Annotated in this window: 16 protein-coding genes; 15 read left to right on the top strand and 1 reads right to left on the bottom strand. The window is 63.5% G+C overall.

Going from position 1 to position 20,283, the window contains the following annotated elements; all coding sequences use genetic code 11:
• The first annotated feature begins 323 nt into the window (after positions 1–323).
• From C4J84_RS09555 to C4J84_RS09545, 3 genes are read left to right on the top strand one after another with little or no spacing between them, the layout of a single operon-like run.
• Complete coding sequence (locus C4J84_RS09555; protein ID WP_124370256.1) at positions 324–1,124, top strand: glucose 1-dehydrogenase; 801 nt, start codon at positions 324–326, stop codon at positions 1,122–1,124.
• Complete coding sequence (locus C4J84_RS09550; protein ID WP_124435221.1) at positions 1,117–2,943, top strand: glycoside hydrolase family 15 protein; 1,827 nt, start codon at positions 1,117–1,119, stop codon at positions 2,941–2,943. The genes C4J84_RS09555 and C4J84_RS09550 overlap by 8 nt, the downstream gene beginning before the upstream one ends.
• Entirely contained in the window at positions 2,931–3,842 is a 912-nt protein-coding gene (locus C4J84_RS09545; RefSeq protein ID WP_124435220.1) for an alpha/beta fold hydrolase, read from the top strand. The genes C4J84_RS09550 and C4J84_RS09545 overlap by 13 nt, the downstream gene beginning before the upstream one ends.
• Here the strand turns inward: C4J84_RS09545 and C4J84_RS09540 are convergent.
• A complete protein-coding gene (locus C4J84_RS09540; RefSeq protein WP_124435219.1) occupies positions 3,831–4,796 on the bottom strand; it encodes a GlxA family transcriptional regulator in 966 nt (321 codons plus the stop codon). The two genes, C4J84_RS09545 and C4J84_RS09540, sit on opposite strands and share 12 nt — an antisense overlap.
• A 91-nt stretch (positions 4,797–4,887) precedes the next feature.
• On the opposite strand from C4J84_RS09540, the gene C4J84_RS09535 reads away from it, so the two are divergent.
• The 12 genes from C4J84_RS09535 to murJ all read left to right on the top strand — a co-directional run bounded on the left by C4J84_RS09535 (position 4,888) and on the right by murJ (position 20,271).
• A complete protein-coding gene (locus C4J84_RS09535) occupies positions 4,888–5,568 on the top strand; it encodes a DJ-1/PfpI family protein (protein WP_124370252.1) in 681 nt (226 codons plus the stop codon).
• Between the two features lie 411 nt (positions 5,569–5,979).
• Complete coding sequence (locus C4J84_RS09530; RefSeq protein WP_124362087.1) at positions 5,980–7,419, top strand: undecaprenyl-phosphate glucose phosphotransferase; 1,440 nt, start codon at positions 5,980–5,982, stop codon at positions 7,417–7,419.
• A complete protein-coding gene (locus C4J84_RS09525) occupies positions 7,419–8,879 on the top strand; it encodes a mannose-1-phosphate guanylyltransferase/mannose-6-phosphate isomerase (RefSeq protein WP_124370251.1) in 1,461 nt (486 codons plus the stop codon). The genes C4J84_RS09530 and C4J84_RS09525 overlap by 1 nt, the downstream gene beginning before the upstream one ends.
• 1 nt (position 8,880) lies before the next feature.
• Complete coding sequence (locus C4J84_RS09520) at positions 8,881–9,792, top strand: glycosyltransferase family 2 protein (protein ID WP_124370250.1); 912 nt, start codon at positions 8,881–8,883, stop codon at positions 9,790–9,792.
• Between the two features lie 29 nt (positions 9,793–9,821).
• Positions 9,822–10,598, top strand: a complete 777-nt coding sequence (locus C4J84_RS09515) for a polysaccharide biosynthesis/export family protein (RefSeq protein WP_124370249.1) — start codon at positions 9,822–9,824, stop codon at positions 10,596–10,598.
• Between the two features lie 14 nt (positions 10,599–10,612).
• The gene (locus tag C4J84_RS09510) at positions 10,613–12,604 is read left to right on the top strand and encodes an exopolysaccharide transport family protein (protein WP_124362083.1); all 1,992 of its coding nucleotides are present in this window, start codon (positions 10,613–10,615) and stop codon (positions 12,602–12,604) included.
• Positions 12,604–13,794, top strand: coding sequence for a glycosyltransferase (locus tag C4J84_RS09505; protein WP_124435218.1), 1,191 nt, complete (start codon positions 12,604–12,606; stop codon positions 13,792–13,794). Before C4J84_RS09510 ends, C4J84_RS09505 begins: the two co-directional genes overlap by 1 nt.
• Positions 13,784–15,112, top strand: a complete 1,329-nt coding sequence (locus tag C4J84_RS09500; RefSeq protein ID WP_124370247.1) for a cellulase family glycosylhydrolase — start codon at positions 13,784–13,786, stop codon at positions 15,110–15,112. The genes C4J84_RS09505 and C4J84_RS09500 overlap by 11 nt, the downstream gene beginning before the upstream one ends.
• 8 nt (positions 15,113–15,120) lie before the next feature.
• Positions 15,121–16,338: a glycosyltransferase family 4 protein gene (locus C4J84_RS09495; RefSeq protein WP_124370246.1), complete on the top strand. Its 1,218-nt coding sequence runs from the start codon at positions 15,121–15,123 to the stop codon at positions 16,336–16,338.
• Complete coding sequence (locus C4J84_RS09490; RefSeq protein ID WP_124370245.1) at positions 16,329–17,432, top strand: glycosyltransferase family 1 protein; 1,104 nt, start codon at positions 16,329–16,331, stop codon at positions 17,430–17,432. Before C4J84_RS09495 ends, C4J84_RS09490 begins: the two co-directional genes overlap by 10 nt.
• Positions 17,429–18,862, top strand: a complete 1,434-nt coding sequence (locus C4J84_RS09485) for an O-antigen ligase (RefSeq protein ID WP_124370244.1) — start codon at positions 17,429–17,431, stop codon at positions 18,860–18,862. The genes C4J84_RS09490 and C4J84_RS09485 overlap by 4 nt, the downstream gene beginning before the upstream one ends.
• Positions 18,862–20,271 (top strand): murein biosynthesis integral membrane protein MurJ, encoded by a 1,410-nt coding sequence (gene murJ / locus C4J84_RS09480; RefSeq protein ID WP_124370243.1) that lies wholly within the window; start codon positions 18,862–18,864, stop codon positions 20,269–20,271. Before C4J84_RS09485 ends, murJ begins: the two co-directional genes overlap by 1 nt.
• Positions 20,272–20,283: the final 12 nt, after the last annotated feature.

Here is a 20,283-nt window from a genome sequence, read left to right as displayed (position 1 = left end):
GCCTTTGCTGTGTGGCAGAGCGATGGCAATAGGTTCCTCGACGTGCTGAAAACATCCAACTAGGGGTAGGAAGGAGGTCTTGCGTAACGAAGAGCGAACCGGGAAATTTCCCTGCCCACGGCAACGCAAATCGCCTTATGTCCACGACATCCATCCCCGGGCACGTCAACGCTCGTAGGTTCACTTGAGGATAAAGACGCGTCTACTGTCAGAAATTACAGTTGCATTGGTCCGCGACCCTTTCAAATGCACAGCGGCGTGCTGAACTTCCATCACCGCGCATCAGTCAGCACAAAAGACTCTCATTAAACAGCGGGTGGGCGATGCAGATTTCCTTGCAGCAACAAGTGGCCCTGGTCACCGGTGCCAGCTCCGGCATCGGCGCCGGTGCGGCCAAGGCGTTGGCCGAAGCCGGCGCGGCCGTCGTACTTAACTACAACTCCCAGGCGGCACCGGCCGAAGCCCTCGCCGCGCAGATCAACTCCAACGGCGGCCGGGCGATTGCCATCGGTGGCGATGTGTCGAAAGAAGCCGACGTCGAACGCCTGTTCGCCCACACCCTCGATGCCTTCGGCCACCTGGATATCCTCGTGGCCAACTCCGGCCTGCAAAAAGACGCCAACCTGGTCGACATGAGCCTCGACGACTGGAACACCGTGATCGGCGTCAACCTCACCGGCCAATTTCTCTGCGCACGCGCCGCCGTGCGTATTTTTAACCGGCAAGGCGTGCGCGCTGGGGTGTCCCGCGCGGCCGGCAAGATCATTCATATGAGCTCGGTGCACCAATTGATTCCCTGGGCCGGGCATGCGAATTACGCAGCGTCCAAGGGCGGTGTGGAGATGCTGATGCGCACCCTCGCCCAGGAAGTCAGCGAGCAGCGCATTCGAATCAACGGGATTGCGCCAGGCGCGATTCGCACGGCAATCAACCGTGCGGCCACCGAAGGCGCGGCGGAAAAAGAGCTGCTCAAGTTGATTCCCTACGGCCGGGTCGGCGATGTGGAGGACGTAGCGAACGCGGTGGTGTGGCTGGCCAGCGACGCGTCCGATTATGTGGTCGGCAGCACGTTGTTCATCGATGGCGGCATGAGCCTTTATCCGGAGTTTCGTGGCAATGGTTGATTTGAAGAACGAGCCACAAAGCCCCATCGATGCGCACGGCATCATCGGCGACATGCGCAGCGCGGCGTTGGTGAATGACCAGGGCAGCATCGATTTTTTCTGCTGGCCGGAATTCGACAGCCCGTCGATTTTCTGCGCGTTGCTCGACACACCCGACGCCGGCACCTTCCAGCTCACCCCGGACCTGCCCAATGCGCGCCGCGAGCAGATCTACCTGCCCGACACCAATGTGCTGCAGACCCGTTGGCTGAGCGATGCGGCGGTGGTGGAAGTCACCGATTTGCTGGCCGTCAGCGAAGAGGTCGACGACCTGCCGCTATTGATCCGCCGCGTGCGGGTGGTCAGCGGCACCGCCACATTCCACCTGCGCTGCGCCGTGCGCCATGACTATGCCCGCGCGCGGACCCACGCCCAAGCCTGCGACACTGGCATAGTGTTCAGCGCTGACGGCCAGCCTGGCCTGCGCCTGGTCGGCAGCCACGCGCTGACGCTGGACGAGAATGTGGCGGTGGCCCGCTTCAGCCTGGCCCAGGACGAAAGCGCCGAATTCGTCCTCGGCGGCCAGGACGATCCACGCGTGACGAACGCCTGCACCGACCTCTACCTGCAACGCACCTTGAAGTTCTGGCGCGGCTGGATCAGCCAATCGAACTACCGTGGGCGCTGGCGCGAAATGGTCAACCGTTCGGCCTTGGCGCTGAAGCTGCTGACCTCGCGCAAACAGGGCGCAATCATCGCCGCCGCTACCTTCGGCCTGCCGGAAAGCCCTGGCGGCGAGCGCAACTGGGACTACCGCTACACCTGGATCCGCGACGCCTCCTTTACCGTCTACGCCTTCATGCGCCTGGGGTTCATAGAGGAAGCCAATGCCTATATGCGCTGGCTCAGAGGCCGGGTCAGCGACTGCTGCGGCCAAACCACCAAGATCAACATCCTGTACGGCATTGATGGCCGCCAGGAACTGCCGGAAACCGCACTGGACCACTTGCGTGGCCATGGTGGCGCCCAGCCGGTGCGCGTGGGCAATGAAGCGTTCGACCAGATCCAGCTGGATATCTACGGCGAACTGATGGACGCGGTTTACCTGGTCAATAAATACGGCGAAGCGATTTCCCACCAAGGTTGGAAACACACCGTGGAAGTGGTCGACCAGGTCTGCGAAATCTGGAACCAGAAAGACGTCGGCATCTGGGAGATGCGCGGCGAGCAGCACCACTTCCTGCACTCGCGCCTGATGTGCTGGGTGGCCCTGGACCGTGCGATCCGCCTGGCCTCCAAGCGTTCACTACCGGCGCCGTTCGCGCGTTGGGACCAGACGCGCCAGGCCATCTATGCAGACATCTGGAGCAACTTCTGGAACGAAGAACGTGGGCATTTCGTGCAGCACATCGACAGCACTGCCCTTGACGGCTCGATGCTGTTGATGCCGCTGGTGCGCTTCGTTGCCGCGACTGATCCACGCTGGCTGTCGACACTGGAGGCGATCGAGAGAAGCCTGGTACGCGACGGCATGGTCTACCGTTACCGCAACGACGACAGCCAGATCGATGGGCTGCAAGGCACCGAAGGCGCGTTTACCGCATGTTCGTTCTGGTACGTCGAATGCCTGGCCCGCGCCGGGCAAGTGGAAAAGGCTCACCTGGAGTTCGAACAGTTGCTGCGCTACGCCAACCCGCTGGGGTTGTACGCCGAAGAGTTCGACAGCCAGGCCCGGCACCTGGGCAATACGCCCCAGGCCTTGAGCCATTTGGCGCTGATCAGTGCGGCGACGTTTCTGGACCGTAAGCTCAGTGGAGAGAAAACCGTATGGCAACCCTGAGACCACCTGCCCCACTGCTGTACGTGCGCACGTCCATGCTCGATGTGGCTTACGAAACCCACGGCCCTGTGGATGGCGAGCCCGTCATCCTGCTGCATGGATTTCCCTACGACCCGCGCAGCTATGACGAAATTGCGCCAGTACTGGCGCAGCGTGGCTACCGGGTGCTGGTGCCGTACCTGCGCGGCTATGGGCCTACGCGTTTTATCAACGATCAGGTCATGCGTTCCGGTCAGCAGGCAGCGCTGGCAAAGGACTTGCTGGACTTCATGGATGCGCTGGCCATTCCCTGCGCCACGCTGGCCGGTTATGACTGGGGTGGGCGCGCCGCGTGTATCGTCGCGGCGCTGTGGCCGGAACGGGTGCGGGGTCTGGTGACCGCAGAGGGCTACAACATCCAGGACATCGCCAAGTCGTCCAAGCCACGGGCGCCCGCGACAGAACATCGGTTGTGGTACCAGTATTACTTTCACACCCAGCGCGGCGTGGATGGCTTGACCGCCAACCGCCGCGAACTGTGCCAGCTGTTGTGGGCGTTATGGTCACCGTCGTGGGCGCGCGGGCCGAGCCTGTATGGGCACACCGCGCCATCGTTCGATAACCCGGATTTCGTCGCGGTGGTGATCCACTCCTACCGCCACCGCTTCGGGTATGCGCCGGGGGACCCTGGGCTGGAATTCATCGAGCAGGCATTGGCGCTGCAACCGCCGATTTCGGTGCCGAGCATTTCCCTGTGCGGTGCCGATGACGGCGTGGGGCCGCCACCGGAAGAGGACGACGATGTCGGGCATTTCAGCGGTTTTTATCGGCGACAGGTGTTGCCCGGCGTAGGCCACAATATTCCGCAAGAAGCGCCCCAGGCCACCCTGGCGGCGCTGCTGGAATTGCTACACCGGTGAAAACCGCTCGCGATAGGCCTGCGGCGTTACCGACAAGGCCCGCAGGAAACTGCGTCGCAAGGTCTCTTCACAGCCAAACCCGCAGTGCACGGCGATGCGTTTGATCGCAATGCTGCTGTCCGCCAATTGCCGGCGTGCGCTTTCGACCCGAATCAGCTCCACGGCCCGCGCCGGGGTCTGGCCGGTTTCGGCTCGGTAGTGGCGCACAAAGCTGCGCTCGCTCATCCCAGCCTGGGCGGCCAGGGTGGAAATACTCAGGTCCAACGTCAGGTTGTCGGCGATCCAGGCGTGTAACTCGGCAAAGCGGCTGTCGCTTTTTTGCAGGGACAAGGTCACGCTGAATTGCGATTGCCCGCCGGGACGCTTGAGAAACACCACCAATTGGCGCGCTACGTCCAGGGCGACGGCGCGGCCCAGGTCCTCCTCCACCAAGGCCAGGCACAGGTCGATACCGGCAGTCACGCCGGCCGAGGTCCACAGCGCGCCTTGCTGGATAAAAATCGGATTGGCCTCCACCGTCAGCGCCGGAAACTTGCGCGCCAGTTCCTCACAGCGCGTCCAGTGTGTAGCCACGCGGCATCCGTCGAGCAGGCCACTGGCGGCCAGCAGAAAAGCACCAGTGCAGACCGAGGCCATGCGCCGGGTGTGCCGGGATTTCTCGCGTACCCAGTGCACCAGCGCCGGGTCTTCGGCGGCACCGTAGACGCCCCAGCCACCGGCGATCACCAAGGTGTCACATGGCTGATCGACGGCGGGCAGCGGCTCGGCCATCAGCGCCAGGCCTGCCGAGGTCATCACCGGTTTGGCCTGGTCAGCGATCACATTCACCGCATAGGGCGCAGGCAAACCGCGCTGGCGAGCCAGGTCGTTGGCCGAGGCGAACACCTGCAGAGGCCCGGTGACGTCGAGCACCTGGGCATTATCAAAAGCGAGCACATGAATGAGTCGGGGCATGATTGGCGTGATCTGTGGGCTCAATGGCGTATGCGCCAAAGCCTAGGCATCTACAGTGAAGCCGTCCACCCCCTTGATTGGAGTTTCATTCATGACCTTGCACATCGGCTTCCTGCTATTCCCCGGCATCCAGCAACTGGACCTTACCGGCCCCTATGACGTGCTCGGTTCGCTGCCGGACGTGAAACTGCACCTGGTCTGGCAAGACCTGGCGCCGATCACCTCCAGCACCGGCCTGGTGTTCACGCCGACCATCACCTATGCCGACTGCCCGAAGCTGGACGTGCTGTGCGTGCCCGGCGGTGCCGGTGTCGGCGCACTGATGGAGGATCCCTCCACGCTGAACTTCCTCAAGGCCCAGGCGCAAACCGTGCGCTACATGACCTCAGTGTGTACCGGTTCGCTGGTGCTGGGCGCGGCGGGTTTGCTGCGCGGTCGCAAGGCCACCACGCACTGGGCCTATCACGACTTGCTCGCGCCATTGGGGGCCATCCCGGTACAGGCGCGCGTGGTACGTGACGGCAACCTGTTTACCGGCGGTGGAATTACGGCGGGGATCGACTTTGCGCTGACCCTGGCGGCGGAGCTGTACAGCGAAGCGGCGGCGCAATTGGTGCAGCTGCAAATCGAATATGCGCCGGCCCCGCCATTTGATGCGGGCCGGCCGGATACGGCCCCCAGGCACGTGCTGGAGGAAGCCAACAAGCGCACGGCAGAATCGCGCAGGGTGCGCGCAGAGATTGTTACGCGGGCGGCGGCACGCCTGGGTTAAATGGATGGTTCCCACGCTCTGCGTGGGAACGCCTCCGGGGACGCTCCGCGTCCCGCCAACTGCCCTCTTCCTGACTCCCCGCCAAAAAAACCTTTTCCCGCCAAACAGGAAAATTCTGACATTTGTTCCTACACTCAAAATCACACCCAGATGCCCAAGTGCCAGCACTACGACCGTCATAAAAATGGCACACAAAACTTCACTTAACATGCCTATAATGCGAACTTCGCAGAATGGTCAACTTATTGACTATCCGTAAAAAGGAACTCCTTTAGCCACTAGCTCCGCAAAACTTCCTTCATTTGGATGGTTTCACTTGGATGAATGGTTGCGTTTTAACCAGATGTGGCCCGTTGACTGCTCCGTTGAACAGCTGCGGCGCAAACTTGGTGTGCAATGAGGGATGGTTGTATGCGCGAGAAATCATCAGTGGTCAGTTTGTTTCTGACCCGGGCCGGCTTCGTTGAGTTTTTTGTTGTTTTTGTCAAGTTGGTGCATGGCCTGACCGCCATTTTGCCGCCGCTGGTCCTGGCGATTTTCCTCGACCCGATGGACGCCGAGATGCGCTCGCATTTCCTGGGGCTGCTGCTGTTTTTTGCAGTGTTGACGGTTATTTTGTTCCAGGCCCTGGGCATTTATTCCGAAGAGCTGTTCAGCAACCGCTTGCGCCTGCGCGCCAATATCGTGGCCTGGTCGTCGGCGTTCTGCATCCTGCTGTTCATGTACCAGATCCTGCAGGTGTTTCCGCAATTGAACCCGCGCAACCTGGTGGTGTGGTACTTCGCCAGCCTCGGGCTGTTCTGCCTGGAGCGCCTGGTGATGCTGCGCCTGTACCGCAACCTGATGCGCAAGGGCAAGTTCCTGCAACGCACGGTGATCCTGGGCTTTACCGACACCGCCGTGCATGTCGCCGACCACCTGCAGCGCAACGGCGATATCCGCTCCGGCCTGATCGGTTTTATCGACGACCGCACCGAACGCATTCCCAAGGAACTGAGCAACCTGCCGCTGCTGGGCAATACCCGCGACCTGGAAAAGCTGATCCGCGCCGAGCAGGTCAACCAAGTGATGATCTGCCTGCCGTGGGCCGCCGAGCAGCGTATCCACGGGCTGGTCAATCGCCTGCGGCAGATGTCGGTGAACGTGATGCTGGTGCCGGACATGGCCGCCCTGCGCTACGGCCACAGCCGCATCACCGATGTGGGCGGCATCCTGATGTTCAACACCTCGCAGTTACCGCTGCGTGGCTGGTCGCCCTTTATCAAGCGCTGCGAAGACCTGCTGCTGGCGAGCATCACCCTGGTGGTGCTGTCGCCGGTGATGCTGTTGACGGCGATCGCGATCAAGCTCGATTCCAAGGGCCCGGTGCTGTTTCGCCAGAACCGCTATGGCTATAACGATAATGAAATCCGCGTGTTCAAGTTCCGTTCGATGTTCACCGACCAGAGCGATTTCACCGCCGAACGCCAGACCACCCGCCAGGATCCGCGCATCACCCGAGTCGGGCGCATCATCCGCAAAACCAGCATCGACGAGCTGCCGCAGTTGTTCAACGTCCTGCAGGGCAACATGTCCATGGTCGGCCCCCGGCCCCACGCCACCGCCACCAAGGCGGCGGGCATTCCTTTCGAAGTGGCGGTCAGCGAATACAGCTCACGGCACCGGGTCAAGCCAGGCATCACCGGGTGGGCGCAAATCAACGGCTACCGGGGCGAAACCGACACCCTGTTCAAAATCCAGAAACGCGTCGAGTACGACCTGGAGTACATCTCCAAATGGTCGGTGTGGTTTGACTTGTACATCGTTTTCATGACGGTCCCGGCCGTCCTTTCCACCAAGGAAGTCTATTGATGAATACCCTCAACGGATTAATTCCCTGCATCATTTCCGGTGGTTCGGGCACGCGCTTGTGGCCGGTGTCCCGGCAGAACATGCCCAAGCCGTTCATGCGCATGCGCGACGGCCAGAGCCTGCTGCAGAAAACCTTCCAGCGCGCCGCCCGCCTGCCCGGCGTGGAAAGCGTGCTCACGGTGACCAACCGTGACCTGTTGTTTCGCACCCTGGATGACTACCGTGGGGTCAACAAGGCCCACCTGCCCCTGGACCTGTTGCTCGAACCCTTCGGGCGCAACACCGCAGCAGCGATCGCCGTGGCGGCGCTGCATGTGCAGGAACATTTCGGTGGCGACGCGCAACTTCTGGTAATGCCCGCCGACCATCTGGTGCTCAACGAGACCGCATTCGCCGACGCCGTGGCCCAGGCCCGCGAGTTGGCCGACGCCGGCTACCTGGTGACCTTCGGCATTCAACCCGACCACCCGGAGACCGGTTTCGGCTATATCGAAAAAGGCGAAGCGCTGAGCCAGGGCAACCTGGTCAAACGCTTTGTCGAAAAACCCGACCTGGCCACTGCCCAAGCCTACCTCGACGGCGGCAAACACCTGTGGAATGCCGGCATGTTCTGCTTCAAGGCCAGCACCCTGGTGGATGAACTGAACACCCACGCGCCCGACGTGCTGATCGCTGCGCGTGCCGCCCTTGAGCACAGCCAGCACCTGCAAAACAAAACCTCGCGCCAGCGCGAACTGGACAGTGACGCCTTCGGCAGCGCACCGGACATTTCCATTGACGTGGCGCTGATGGAAAAGTCCACGCAAGTGGCCGTGGTGCCGTGCGACATCGGCTGGAGCGATATCGGTTCCTGGGAAGCCCTACGCCAGCTCACCCCCAGCGATGCCCAGGGCAACCAGGTCAATGGCGAAGCGATTTTGCATGACGTGCACAACTGCTACATCGACTCGCCCAAGCGCGTGCTCGGCGCGGTCGGCGTGCGTGACCTGATCATCGTCGACACCCCCGATGCCCTGCTGATCGCCGACGCCCACCGCAGCCAGGACGTGCGCTACATCGTGGCCGAGCTCAAGCGCCAGAACCACCCGGCCTTCAGCCTGCACCGCACCGTCACCCGGCCGTGGGGCACCTACACCGTGCTGGAGGAAAGCAGCCGCTTCAAGATCAAGCGCATTGTGGTCAAGCCCCAGGCGTCGTTGTCGCTGCAAATGCACCATCACCGCAGCGAACATTGGGTGGTGGTCAGCGGCGCGGCGCAGATCACCAATGGCGAGCGCGAATTTCTGATCAACGCCAACGAATCCACCTACATCCCGGCCGGGCACAAACACCGCCTGACCAATCCCGGCATCATCGACCTGGTGATGATCGAGGTGCAGAGCGGCGAGTACCTGGGCGAAGACGACATCGTGCGCTTCGATGACATCTATGGGCGTGCGCCTGCCGAAGTGAAGCCATGACATGCGCACCTCGCTGATCATCCCGACCCGTAACGCCGCAAGCCACCTGGCGCGGCTGCTGCCTGCGCTGAAGATGCAAACCCTGCAACCGGACGAGATGCTGGTGGTCGACAGTGCGTCCAGCGATGACACCGTGGCGCGCTTTCGCGAATACGGCGCGCGGGTCGAGGTGATCGACGCCCGCGCCTTCAACCACGGCGGCACGCGGCGTTGGGCCAGCGAACAGGTAAGCGGCGATGCCCTGATCGTCATGACCCAGGACGCCATTCCCGCCGCGCCCGAGACCTTCGCCAACCTGCTCGCTGAATTGCAGCAAGACCCGCTCAACGGCGTGGCCTATGGTCGCCAACTGCCGCACCCCGACGCCGGTGTGCTGGGCGCGCAGTCGCGCCACTTCAATTACCCGGCCCACAGCCGCAGCAAGCGCCTGGCCGATGCGCCGGAGCTGGGGATCAAGACCTGTTTCAGCTCCGACTCGTTTTCCGTTTACCGACGCAGCGCCCTGCAAGCCGTAGGTGGTTTCCCCGCCGATGTCATCGGTAGCGAAGACGCCTACGTCGCAGCGCGCATGCTGATCGAAGGCTACACCGTGCGCTACGCCGCCTCCGCGCAGGTGTACCACTCCCACGATTACCGACTCATGGATGAGTTTCACCGCTACTTCGACATTGGCGTGTTCTACGGTCGCGAACCCTGGATACGCCAGGCCTTTGGCGATGCCGGCGGTGAAGGTAAACGCTATGTACTGGCTGAACTCGCGGCATTGCGCGCAGCCGGTGCATGGCACCGCGTACCCGAAGTACTGGTGCGCAGCGCGTTCAAGTTGCTCGGCTATCGGCTGGGCCAGCAGGAACGCCGGCTACCCCTCGCCCTCAAGCGGCGCATCAGCATGTTCCCCGGTTATTGGAGGTGAGCATCATGACCTACAGGAAGTCCTATTTGATGAAACGAACCCTGCTCGTCCTGGCCATGATGGTCCTGGCCGCCTGCAATACCCCCGCGCGCATCGTCGCGCCTGACGGCAAGACCGTCGAGGACGGCAAGCGTGCCCTCGACCAACTGGCCCAACTGCCGCCGGCGGTGGAACGCATCCGCATCGGCGATCAGTTGCGCATCGTGCGCGATGCCGGGGAAATGCCGACCCTGTCGGCGTTCAACGTCAGCACCATCTATGAGCTGACGCTGTACACGGTGCAAACCGACGGCAAGATCAACTACCCGTTCCTGGGCCCGATCCAGGTGGCCCGGCGCACCCCGTCCGAGGTGGCGAATGAGCTGAGCAGCAAGCTTGCGCCGGTGTATCGCGAGCCACGGGTGACGGTGAACATCAACCAGGCGCCGGGCAATTCGATCATCGTCGGCGGCGCGGTCAACAACCCGACCACGGTGCCGATCGCCTCGGCCAACACCCTGGAGCAAGCCATTGTCGGCGCCGGCGGGGTCAACCCGGCAGGCAATGCCAGCATGGTTGCGCTGCTGCGCGAAGATACCCAAGGCGTCTATCGCGCCTACTTCCTGGACTTCAGCCAATACCTCAAGACCGGGCCCAACGGGCGCAAACAAGTGCCCCTGCAACGCGGTGATGTGGTGTTCGTGCCCAAATCCAATGTGGGCGAGCGCATCCAGGGCGTGGATACCTACCTGAACCAGCTGATCCCATTCACCAAGTCGATCGGGGTTGGCTACAACTACACCCGAACCAGCGGCGGCAGTAACTAAAGGAGCGACATCCCATGATCGAGATCCGTTCTTTTCGCGATCTTCTGCGCCTGTTCTTCATCTTCCGGCATGAGTTCAAGCTGGCGGCCATCGCGGCGCTGGTGATCATTTTGCTGGGCGCCTTCCTGCTGCCCGCCAAGTTCGAATCCACCGCGCGCCTGCTGGTCAAGCCGGGGCGTGATTCGACACTGCCGATCGAGATCAGCAACCGCCAGGCGCTGGTCATGCCCAGCACCCAGCGCGACCCGATTGTCGATGAGGAGCGCCTGCTGACCGGCCGCCCGATCGTGCGTGCGGTGGCCGAGCATTACCTGGAAGTCATCGACAAAATGCCGCCGCCGGAAGGTGTCTGGAAGCGCACCAAGTACTACGTCAAAAACGCTATCGGCGCGGTGTTCGACGGCGTGCGCGTGGTGCTGGAAACCGTGGGCGTGATTGAACAGACCACGCCGGTGGAACGCCTCGCCGCGAGCCTGGAAAAGAACTTCGAAGTCAGCCATGCGGCCGGGTCCACGGTGATGGACATCAGCTTCAAGTGGAGCGACCCCGAGATCGCCCAAGCGGTGGTCAAGAGTTGGGTCGAAACCTACATCAACGAACGCACCCAGGCCCTGGGGCGCAAGAGCCTATATGCCTTCTATGAAGGCCAGGTGTCCAACAGCGCCACCGAGATCAAGAGCTACAAGCAGCAGATCCTGACCCACTTGAACCAGATTGGCGCGGCGAGCATCACCGATCGCCTGGAAGATTTGTCCGAGCGCATCAACGTGCTGCGCGGCGAAACCTTCAACACCACGCGCTTGATCGCGTCTTCAGACAGCGCCCTCGAGAGCACACGCACCCAGCTCAAGACTCAGCCCAAGGAGGTGACCACGGTTCGCCAGATTGCGCTGAACCCGCAGCAGCAGGACTTGCGTCGCTTGCTTAACCAGAAGCTGCTGGAAAAAGCCGACATGATGCGCACCTACACCGATAACGCGCCGCCGGTCAAAGCCCTGGATGCGTCGATTCGGGCAATGCAGGCCCAGGTCGCCGGTGAAAGCAACACTGTACAAAGCTCGGAAAACCGCGCGCCGAATACCCTGGAAATCCACTTGCAGCGCGTGCTGCTCGATGAGTCCAGCAACAACCTGGCGTTGCGCACCCAACTGGTGCAGCAGCAAAAGCAACTGGTCAACCTCGAAGCGCAACGCAAGGAAGCCCTGGAGATTGAACCGGAGCTGGCGCGCCTGTCCCGCGAGCTGAGTGCCACCGAGCGTAACTACGCGCTGTACGTGGACAACCTGGAAAAATCACGCATCGACCGTGAACTGGACAACAGCCAGATCAGCAACATCGCAGTGATCGAGGAAGCGACCCTGAACCCAGGTCGCATCTTCCCCAAAACCCTGCTGATGCTGTTGCTGGCGATCCCGTTTGCCATCGTCGTCGGCCTGCTGGTGATCTACCTGTGCTACCTGCTCGACCAGCGCATTCACGATGGCGGCCTGGTGGAACGCAAGTTCGGCCTGCCGCTGTGGACCACCCTGCCGGAGCTGGACACCAGCACCGCGCAAGGCACCAATGCGTTCAATGCGAGCATCTACCGGCTGTACGGTCTGCTGCAGTTGGACCGCGTCGCCGAACGCGGGCTGACCCTCGGGCTGACATCGGCGCGCCACGGTGAAGGCGTGACCTTCGTGGTGGAGCAACTGCGCCAACTGCTCCAGGAAAATGGCATTACCGTGCGCGTCGGCGGGGCGGCGCCTGCAGCACCGGGCGAAGTGGTGTTGCTGGATGCCTCGGCGCTGCTGGACAACCGCGATGCGTTCGTCAACCTGCGGCGCGCCGACCTGATCGCGCTGGTGGTGGAAGCGCAGAAAAGCACGGTGCCGGTGGTGGAACACGCGCTGTCGATCCTCAATACCGCGTTCGGCAAAGTCGATGGCATCATCATCAACCGGCGTAAATTCGAAGTGCCGGCCAAGGTGCTGCACAGCATCGCCAAATACCGGGGGGCGTTCTGATGCGCATTGCCCTGCTCGCGCCTTTGCCACCGGAAAAGAATGGGATCGCCGACTACGCGAACCATTTCAAGACGGCATTGGAGCAGCTGGGCGTGACGGTGCTGACACCGTTGAGCGGCGTGGAAGGCACGAGCGCGGCGATCAAGCAGGCCGTCGCCGCGTTCGACTGGCGCAGCGTGGACCTGGTCCACGCCGAGCTGGGCGGCGGGCGCCTGGGGGAGTTTCTGGCGTTGCGCACGTTGCGCAGCGCCTACCCGAACCTGCCGCTGACGGCCACCGTGCATGACCCCGAGCGCATCGTATGGCGGCGCGAGCACCTGCCCTTCCCGCTCAACCTGCTGCAGCGCCTGCCCAGCCCATTGCCGCAGGCGGCGGTGGTGCTGGCAGACCCGTTGACCCTGCGCGAAGAACGCCATGTCGCCCGTGGCCTGACAAGGCTGATCACCCTGACCCGCCTGGGCGCTGATTGCCTCAGCCAGCGGATGCAATTGCCCGCCGGCAAAGTGGCGGTGATCCACCACGCCAACCTAGCGATTGCAGCGGTGGCGCTGCCGCCGCTGGACACGCTGCACCTGCTGTATTTCGGTTTTATCTACCGTGGCAAAGGCATTGAAGACCTGTTGCACGCCCTGGCCGCCGTTTTCAAGCAAGCCCCCGAATTGCGTGACCGTGTGCGCCTGACCCTGGCCGGTGGCACTGCCGCCGAAATGGCGTTTGGCGCGGGCGGTAATTACCTGGAGCAGTTGAACCGCCAGATTGCCGACCTCGGCCTGGCGAGCGTCATCGACTGGCGGCTGAACCTGCCGGCCGACGAGATTGCGCAAACGATCCAAGCCCACCATGTGATGGTGCTGCCGTATCGCGAATCGAAAAAACTCGGCCTGCTCGGCCGTCAGCGCGGCACCAGTGGCGCGCTGTCCTGGGCCGCCGCGTGCGGGCGTGGGGCGATTACCTCGGATGCCCGGGCGTTTGCCGAGGAAGTCGCCAGCGGTAACGGCGCGATCTACCCCGAAGGCGATGTGGCCGCGCTGGGCGAGCAATTGTTGCGCCTGGCCCGTACACCCACATTGGCCCGGGACTGGGCCGAACGCGCCGGCGCAATCGGCCGCGAACGCTTGTGGCCGCTGACGGCGCAGCGCTTCAAGCAGCTCTTCGAACAGGCAATCACAGAGGCCCCGTATGGCGCGTAAACGGACCTACTTCGCCACCCTTGCGCTGGTCGCGGCCCTGGGCCTGGTCGCCTTTATCTGGGGGCGCCCGGCCGACGCCGAGAACCATGTGCTCAAGGGCAACAAGGTGGTGGTGTGGAAGGATTTCCTCGGGGTGAACGCGCAGTTCCTGTGGTTCAGCCCCGAGCGCTACCAGCTGCAGATCGACCGCCTCAAGGACCTGGGCCTGGAATGGGTGCGCCTGGATTTGCATTGGGACCGGCTGGAGCCAGCCGCCGACCAGTACCAGGTGGCGACCCTGGATGAGCTGGTGACCAAGCTCAAGGACAACCAGCTCAAGTCGGTGTTTTACCTGGTCGGCTCGGCGCCCTTTATTACCACCGCGCCGGTGGGCGCGCCCTATCAGGACCAGTACCCGCCACAGGACCCGAATGTATTTGCGATCCGCATGGCCCTGTTGGCCCAACGCTACCCCAGCGTCGACGCCTGGCAGGTATGGAACGAACCTAACCTGCTGGGCTTCTGGCGCCCGGCGGCGGACCCGGCCGGTTATGCCAGGTTGCTGCGCACCACCGCCGCCGCACTGCGCGCCGTCGCCCCGAACAAACCGGTGGTGGCCGCCGGCATGGCGTTTTTCAGCGAAATGCCCAACGGTCAGACCATGCTCGACGCCCTCGACGCCCTCGGTGTGCCCAAGCTGAACACCGTGATGTCCTACCACCCTTACACGCAACTGCCCGAGGGCAACGACCCGGCCAACCTCGACTTCGTGGCCAAGACCACCGCGCTCAACCAGAAGCTGCGCGCCAGTGGCGTGAAAACCCTATGGAGCACCGAGTGGGGCTGGTCGAACTACGCCGGCCCCAAAGAAGCCCAGGACATCATCACCCAGCAGGGCCAGGCCGATTATGTGATACGCCGCCTGGCGCTGATGAGCGCGCTGGATTTCGACAAGATTTTCCTGTTTACCCTGAGCGACCTCGACCAGCGCGCCAGCGTGCGCGACCGTGCCTACGGCCTGCTCGATATCGACGCCAAGCCCAAGCCGGTCTACACCGCGTTGAAGAACTTCCTCGACGTCAGTGGGCCGCAGCTGACCCCCGCCGACCCGCCCACCGCCGACCAGTTGCCCGATGGCCTGTTCAGCATCGGCTGGACCCGCGCCGACGGGCGCAAACTGTGGTTTTTCTGGTCGGCCCGTGGCGGTAACGCGCACTTGCCGGGCCTTGCCAGCGCGACGCTGTATGACCCGTTGCGCGGCACACAGACACCGCTGAGCGGCACTAACGGGTTGACTGTCCCGGTCAAGTCGAACCTGCAAATTCTGTTATGGGATTGAAGCCCGCCATGCGCATTTTATGGATCCTGCCCTATTCGCCCTGGCCCGCCACCAGCGGCGGCAAGACGCGCCAGTTCCACCTGCTGCGCAGCCTGGCGGCGCGTGGGCACCGGATCACGTTGCTTTTGCATGACAAGCACCCGGTGTCGCTGAGCGATCGCCAAGTGCTGGAAGGCTTTCTCGAGCAGCTGATCATCCTGCCGCGTCGGCCACTGCGCAGCCTGAAAACCCTGCTGGCCGGGCTGTTTGCACCTTACCCGTTGCTGGCCAGCGTGAATGGCCTGTCGGGGCAATTGGAGGACCGGTTCAACCAACTGCTCAACGAACATTGGGACGTGGTGCAGATTGAGCACACCTATACCTTCCAACCTTACGAAGATGCCCTGGCGCGCAAATCCCAACCCTTCGTGTTGACTGAACATAACGTTGAGTCGGCGCTCGGCGCGGCGACGTACGACCGTTTGCCGCGTTGGGCGCTGCCGTTCATTCGCTATGACCAATGGCGCTACACGCGCTGGGAGCGTCGCGTGATGCGCCAGGCCAGCCAAGTGGTGGCCGTCACCGACAGCGATGCGCGGGTGCTGGAAAAAATCGCCGGTAAACCGGTGCCGGTGGTGGTCAACGGCGTTGACTGCGATCACTTCGCCGGCGCCCGTCCTGACCCCTCGACCCGTCGCGTGCTGTTCCTCGGCAACTATGAATACGCCCCCAATGTGGATGCCATCGAATGGGCCCTGGATGAAATCCTGCCGAAAGTCTGGGAGCGCTGCCCCGAGGCGCGCATGAGCGTGTGCGGCTTCGGCATGCCCGACGGTTGGCGCGAACGCTGGCCGGACCCGCGCATCGAGTGGCAGGGCTTTGTGCCAAACCTGTTGAGTCTGCAATCGAGCTGTTCGGTGTTTCTGGCGCCGTTGCGCCATGGCGGCGGTTCCAAGCTCAAAGTGCTCGAAGCGTTGGCCGCCGGCCTGCCGCTGGCCAGTACCGAACAGGGCGTGTCGGGCCTGGACCTGGTCGAGGGCCTGGATTATCTGGGCGGGCAAACTGCCGTCGGCCTGGCCGACGCCGTGGTGCGCCTGCTGCACGCTCCCGAAGCCGCCGCGCCCATGGGTGAAGCCGGCCGCGCCTATGCGCGGCGAGCCCATGACTGGAGCGTTGCCGCCAGCCAACTGGAGCAGGTGTACGCCACCCTTTCGCCGCTCAATCAAAAGGAGCCCGCATGCGTGTAGGCCTGGATTACCGCACCGTCGGCACCTCACCGCAATCGGGCATCAGCCGCCAGGTGTATGCGCTGGAAAGCGCCCTGCGCAGCCTGCCGGACATCGAACTGGAGCGATTTACCGTCGCGCCCCTGGGCGATCAAACCCGGTTGCAGGCGCACTGCCCGGCCTGGGGCTGCGCGAAAACGGCGATGCACCAGCCACAGAATCGCCTGCGCTTCGAAGCCGGTTTTTTACCCCGCGCCCTGCGCGAACAGCACATCGATCTGTACATCAGCACCTTCAATATGGGCCTGCCGCTACCGCCCAAGCCTGAAGGGTTGCGCACCGTGGTGCTGCTGCACGACCTGTTTCAGATCACCCTGGACAACTACCACGCCAGCCGCCTGAAGGCGCTGGTGTACAGAACCACCGATCGCCTGTCGATTGCCTACGCGGTGCGCAGCGCCGACCGGGTGTGGACGCCTTCCCAATACAGCGCCGACGAAACAGTACGCCTGTTTCCCCAGGCGGCGGGCAAGGTTCGCGTCCTGCCCAACCAAGTGGAAGGTTTCAACGAACCGCCAGCGGATTTGTCCGCGCGCCAATTGCCCACGGGTTTCTGGCTGCTGGTCGGTACCCGCGAACTGCGCAAGAACGTGCCGTTCCTGGTGGATGCCTGGCAACGGGCGCGGCGCGACTCCCCCAGCGTGCCGGAACTGGTCCTGGTGGGCAGCCTCGAGCATTTGCCCGAAGCCCAGCGCCAACTGCCGGGGATTCATGCGTTGAGTGGCGTCTCCGACGCCGAGTTGCAGGCGCTGTACCGCCAGGCGTCACGCGTGTGGCAACCGTCCTACGCGGAAGGTTTTGGTTTGCCGGTGATTGAAGCGCTGAGCGTCGGCACCCCGGTCGCCGTGGCCAGCGGCACCTCGCTGGACGAAATCACCCCGCCGTCGGCGCCGCGCTTTTCACCCACCGATGGCCCCGCGTTGGTCCAGTTGATGCTGAACCTGGGTGAGCGCGCCGATGAAGCCACGCCCGAACACCACCGCCGATGGGCCGAACGCTTTAACCAACACGCCTATCGCCGGCGCCTGGCCGAACTGATCGAGGAACTGAAATGAGACTCTCCCTGGCAAGCCTCGTCGCGATCCTCTTCGGCGTGCTGTTTGGTGTGGTCGCGCTGGCGCTGTCACCGGCCAAGGCGTTTCTCGCCGTGATCGGCCTGGCGGCGGCCGTGACCATCCTGCGCTTTCCGTTCTGGGGCTTGCTGCTGTTCGCCCTGGTCGCGACCTTCATGCCCTACTCCACGCTTAATCTGGGCATCCGCAGTACGGTGAGCGAAGCCATTCTTGCGCTGACCTGGGGCGCGGTGCTGTGGCACGGCTTTCTGTCGCGCCTGCCGGACGCGCCGCGCCTGGCGCTTCGCCCCACCGACCAGATGCTGCTGTGGCTGATGCTGTTCAGCGTGTTCCCGTTTATCGTCGGCCAGGTCAGCATCCACGCCGAAAGCAGCGGCGTGGCCAACTGGCTGCGCTGGTTGCTGAACCTCTCGGGAGTATTTCTCACGGCCAAGCTGCTGGTGGACTACAAACACCGCGAAAGCCTGGTGATCGCCCTGCTGCTGGGCACCCTGGCGATGCTGGTGATGTCGATTGCGGTGTTCGTGCGCACACGCTCCGGGGCGGGGATTGCGCCGATCCTGGCGCTGCTCAACTACGGCAACTTCGACACATTGAAATTCGGCCTGGAAGCCATGTCGTCACGCATGGGCTCGCCGTGGATGCACCCGAATGCCATTGGCGGAATCATGGCGCTGCTGCTGCCTTTGGCGTTCTGCTACGGCATGACCGAACAAGGTTGGAAACGCGCGTTGGGCCTGAGCGTAGCCTGCCTGGGCGCGGCGGCGTTGCTGCTGGCCAGCAGCCGCGGGGCGATGGTCAGCCTGGCGCTGGTGCTGATGTGGCTGGCCACGCGACGTGTGCCTTACACCGGACGTTTATTGATGATCGGCGCGGCGTTGACCGTGGCGTTGGTGATGGCTTATCCGCCGCTGCAGGAACGCCTGGCGACCATCTTCTCCACGAGCAACGCCAGTACCGAAGTGCGTTTCGACGAGTACCGCATGTTCCCGCAGGCTGTGGCAGCGTACCCGTTCGGCATCGGTTTCAAGGTCGACCCGCCGGTACCGGGCACGCACTTGCTGGGGATCTCCAACCTGTGGCTGAACTTCATCTACAAGACCGGCGTTGTCGGCATGCTGTTGTTTATTGCAGTCACCGTGCGCTGGTGGCGTGAAGCCCGGCCGGAAAAGGGCCCGATCCGCCTGACCAAGGACAATGCGCTGTGGCTGGGCAGCACCGCCGGGATTCTGTCGGCGCTGGTCAGCGGTTTGTTTGACCACTACTTCAGCTTTGCCGTGGTGATGGTCGCGCTGTTCTGGCTGATGGTGGGGATTAACGTGCTGGAGGCGCGGCGCTTGTTCCCGGCGCGCCTGCCCCAGGTCAAGGCGTTGGCGTTTCGCAAGCCGATGCTTGATGGCGCGCGGCCCTGATGCTGGGTTCTGCCGTATGGCTGACCGTGGCGACCCTGCTGGGCCTGTGCCTGGGGTTTGCGCGCGAATGGTTGCTGGTGGCGGCCTGGGGCGCGGGGGAGCGCAGTGATGCGTTCCTGATCGCGCTGTTCCTGCCCGAGGCGCTGCGCATGTCGCTGGCCGGCGGCGTGTTGAGCGCCGCCGCGTTGCCGCTGTATCTGCAAAGAAAGGACAGCGAACGCCTGGACTGGCTGGCCGTATTGTTCCCGGCGTTGCTGTTGATTGCGCTGGTCACCAGCCTGCTGCTGATGCTGTTGGCGCCGTGGCTGGTGCAACTGCTCGGCCCGGGGTTGGCGGCCAGCGCCACGGCCCTGGCCGGCGGCAATCTGCAGATCGTGGCGTGGTGCGTGCCGGGCCTGCTGCTGCATGCGCTGTTCAGTGTGCCCTTGCAGGCCAGCGAGCGCTTTGTGCTGGCGGGGTTGGGCTCGCTGCTGTTCAACCTGCCGCCGGTGGCGTACCTCGCCTTGGCAGGCACCGCCAGCCAGCCGCACAGTCTCGCGCTGGCGTGCTTGGTCGGCAGTGGCTTGATGCCGTTGGCGCTGCTGCCGTCGCTCTGGCGCCTGGGCTGGCGACCCTGGCGCGTGCAACTGTCCTTCGCGCCTTTGCGGGAGTTGGGCCAACGTATCGGCCCCTTGTTACTCAGCAATGGCGCCAGCCAGGGCCTGGCGTTGATCGAGCGCCTGGTGGCGTCGCTGCTGGGGGAAGGCGCGGTGACCTGGGTCAACCTGGCACGCAAGCTGATGAACCTGCCCTTGATTGCGCTGATGAGCCTCAATCAAGTGCTGCTGGGCATGATGAGCCGACGCCAGGGCGATGAACGCCTGGCCCTGCTCAAGCGCGGCCTGGAAACCGCTAGCGTGCTGACCTTGCCGGCCGGCGTCGGCCTGGTGGCGGCGGCGCCGAGCCTGGTCGCGCTGCTGCTGCCCGCACAATCGGCAGACTCGCCGCTGCCGCTGTTGCTCGCCTGGTTTGCCGTGCCCCTGGTATTCGGTGCCTGGAACGCCCTGCTCGCGCGCTACGCCTACGCCGCCGGCGACACGCGCCAGCCGCTGCGCTGCGAACTGCTCGGCAGCCTGGTCAATATGCTGCTGCTGGGCGTATTGCCGTTTGCGTTTGGCCTGGCCGGCATTCCACTGGCGGCGCTGGCGGGCGTGATCTGCACCGCGCTGCTGCTGATGCAGCGCCAGGCGTTGCTCGGCGCCCTGCCCTGGGCGCGGCAATGGCTGCTCAGTACGGTGCTGATGGGGCTGGCGGCGCTGGTGTTGTTTCGAATCGAAGACGTGTGGCTGCAAGTGGGGCTGAGCACCCTGGCAGGCGCCGTGGTGTTGCTGGGTATGGGGCTGTGGCTGACGCCGTGGCGCAAGGCGTGAATGATCGTTCGG

The sequence above is a fragment of the Pseudomonas sp. R11-23-07 genome, assembly GCF_003852295.1.
Lineage (GTDB): Bacteria > Pseudomonadota > Gammaproteobacteria > Pseudomonadales > Pseudomonadaceae > Aquipseudomonas.
Note: the sequence above shows the minus strand (reverse complement) of the source record. Positions and strands in the feature narration are given on the sequence as shown.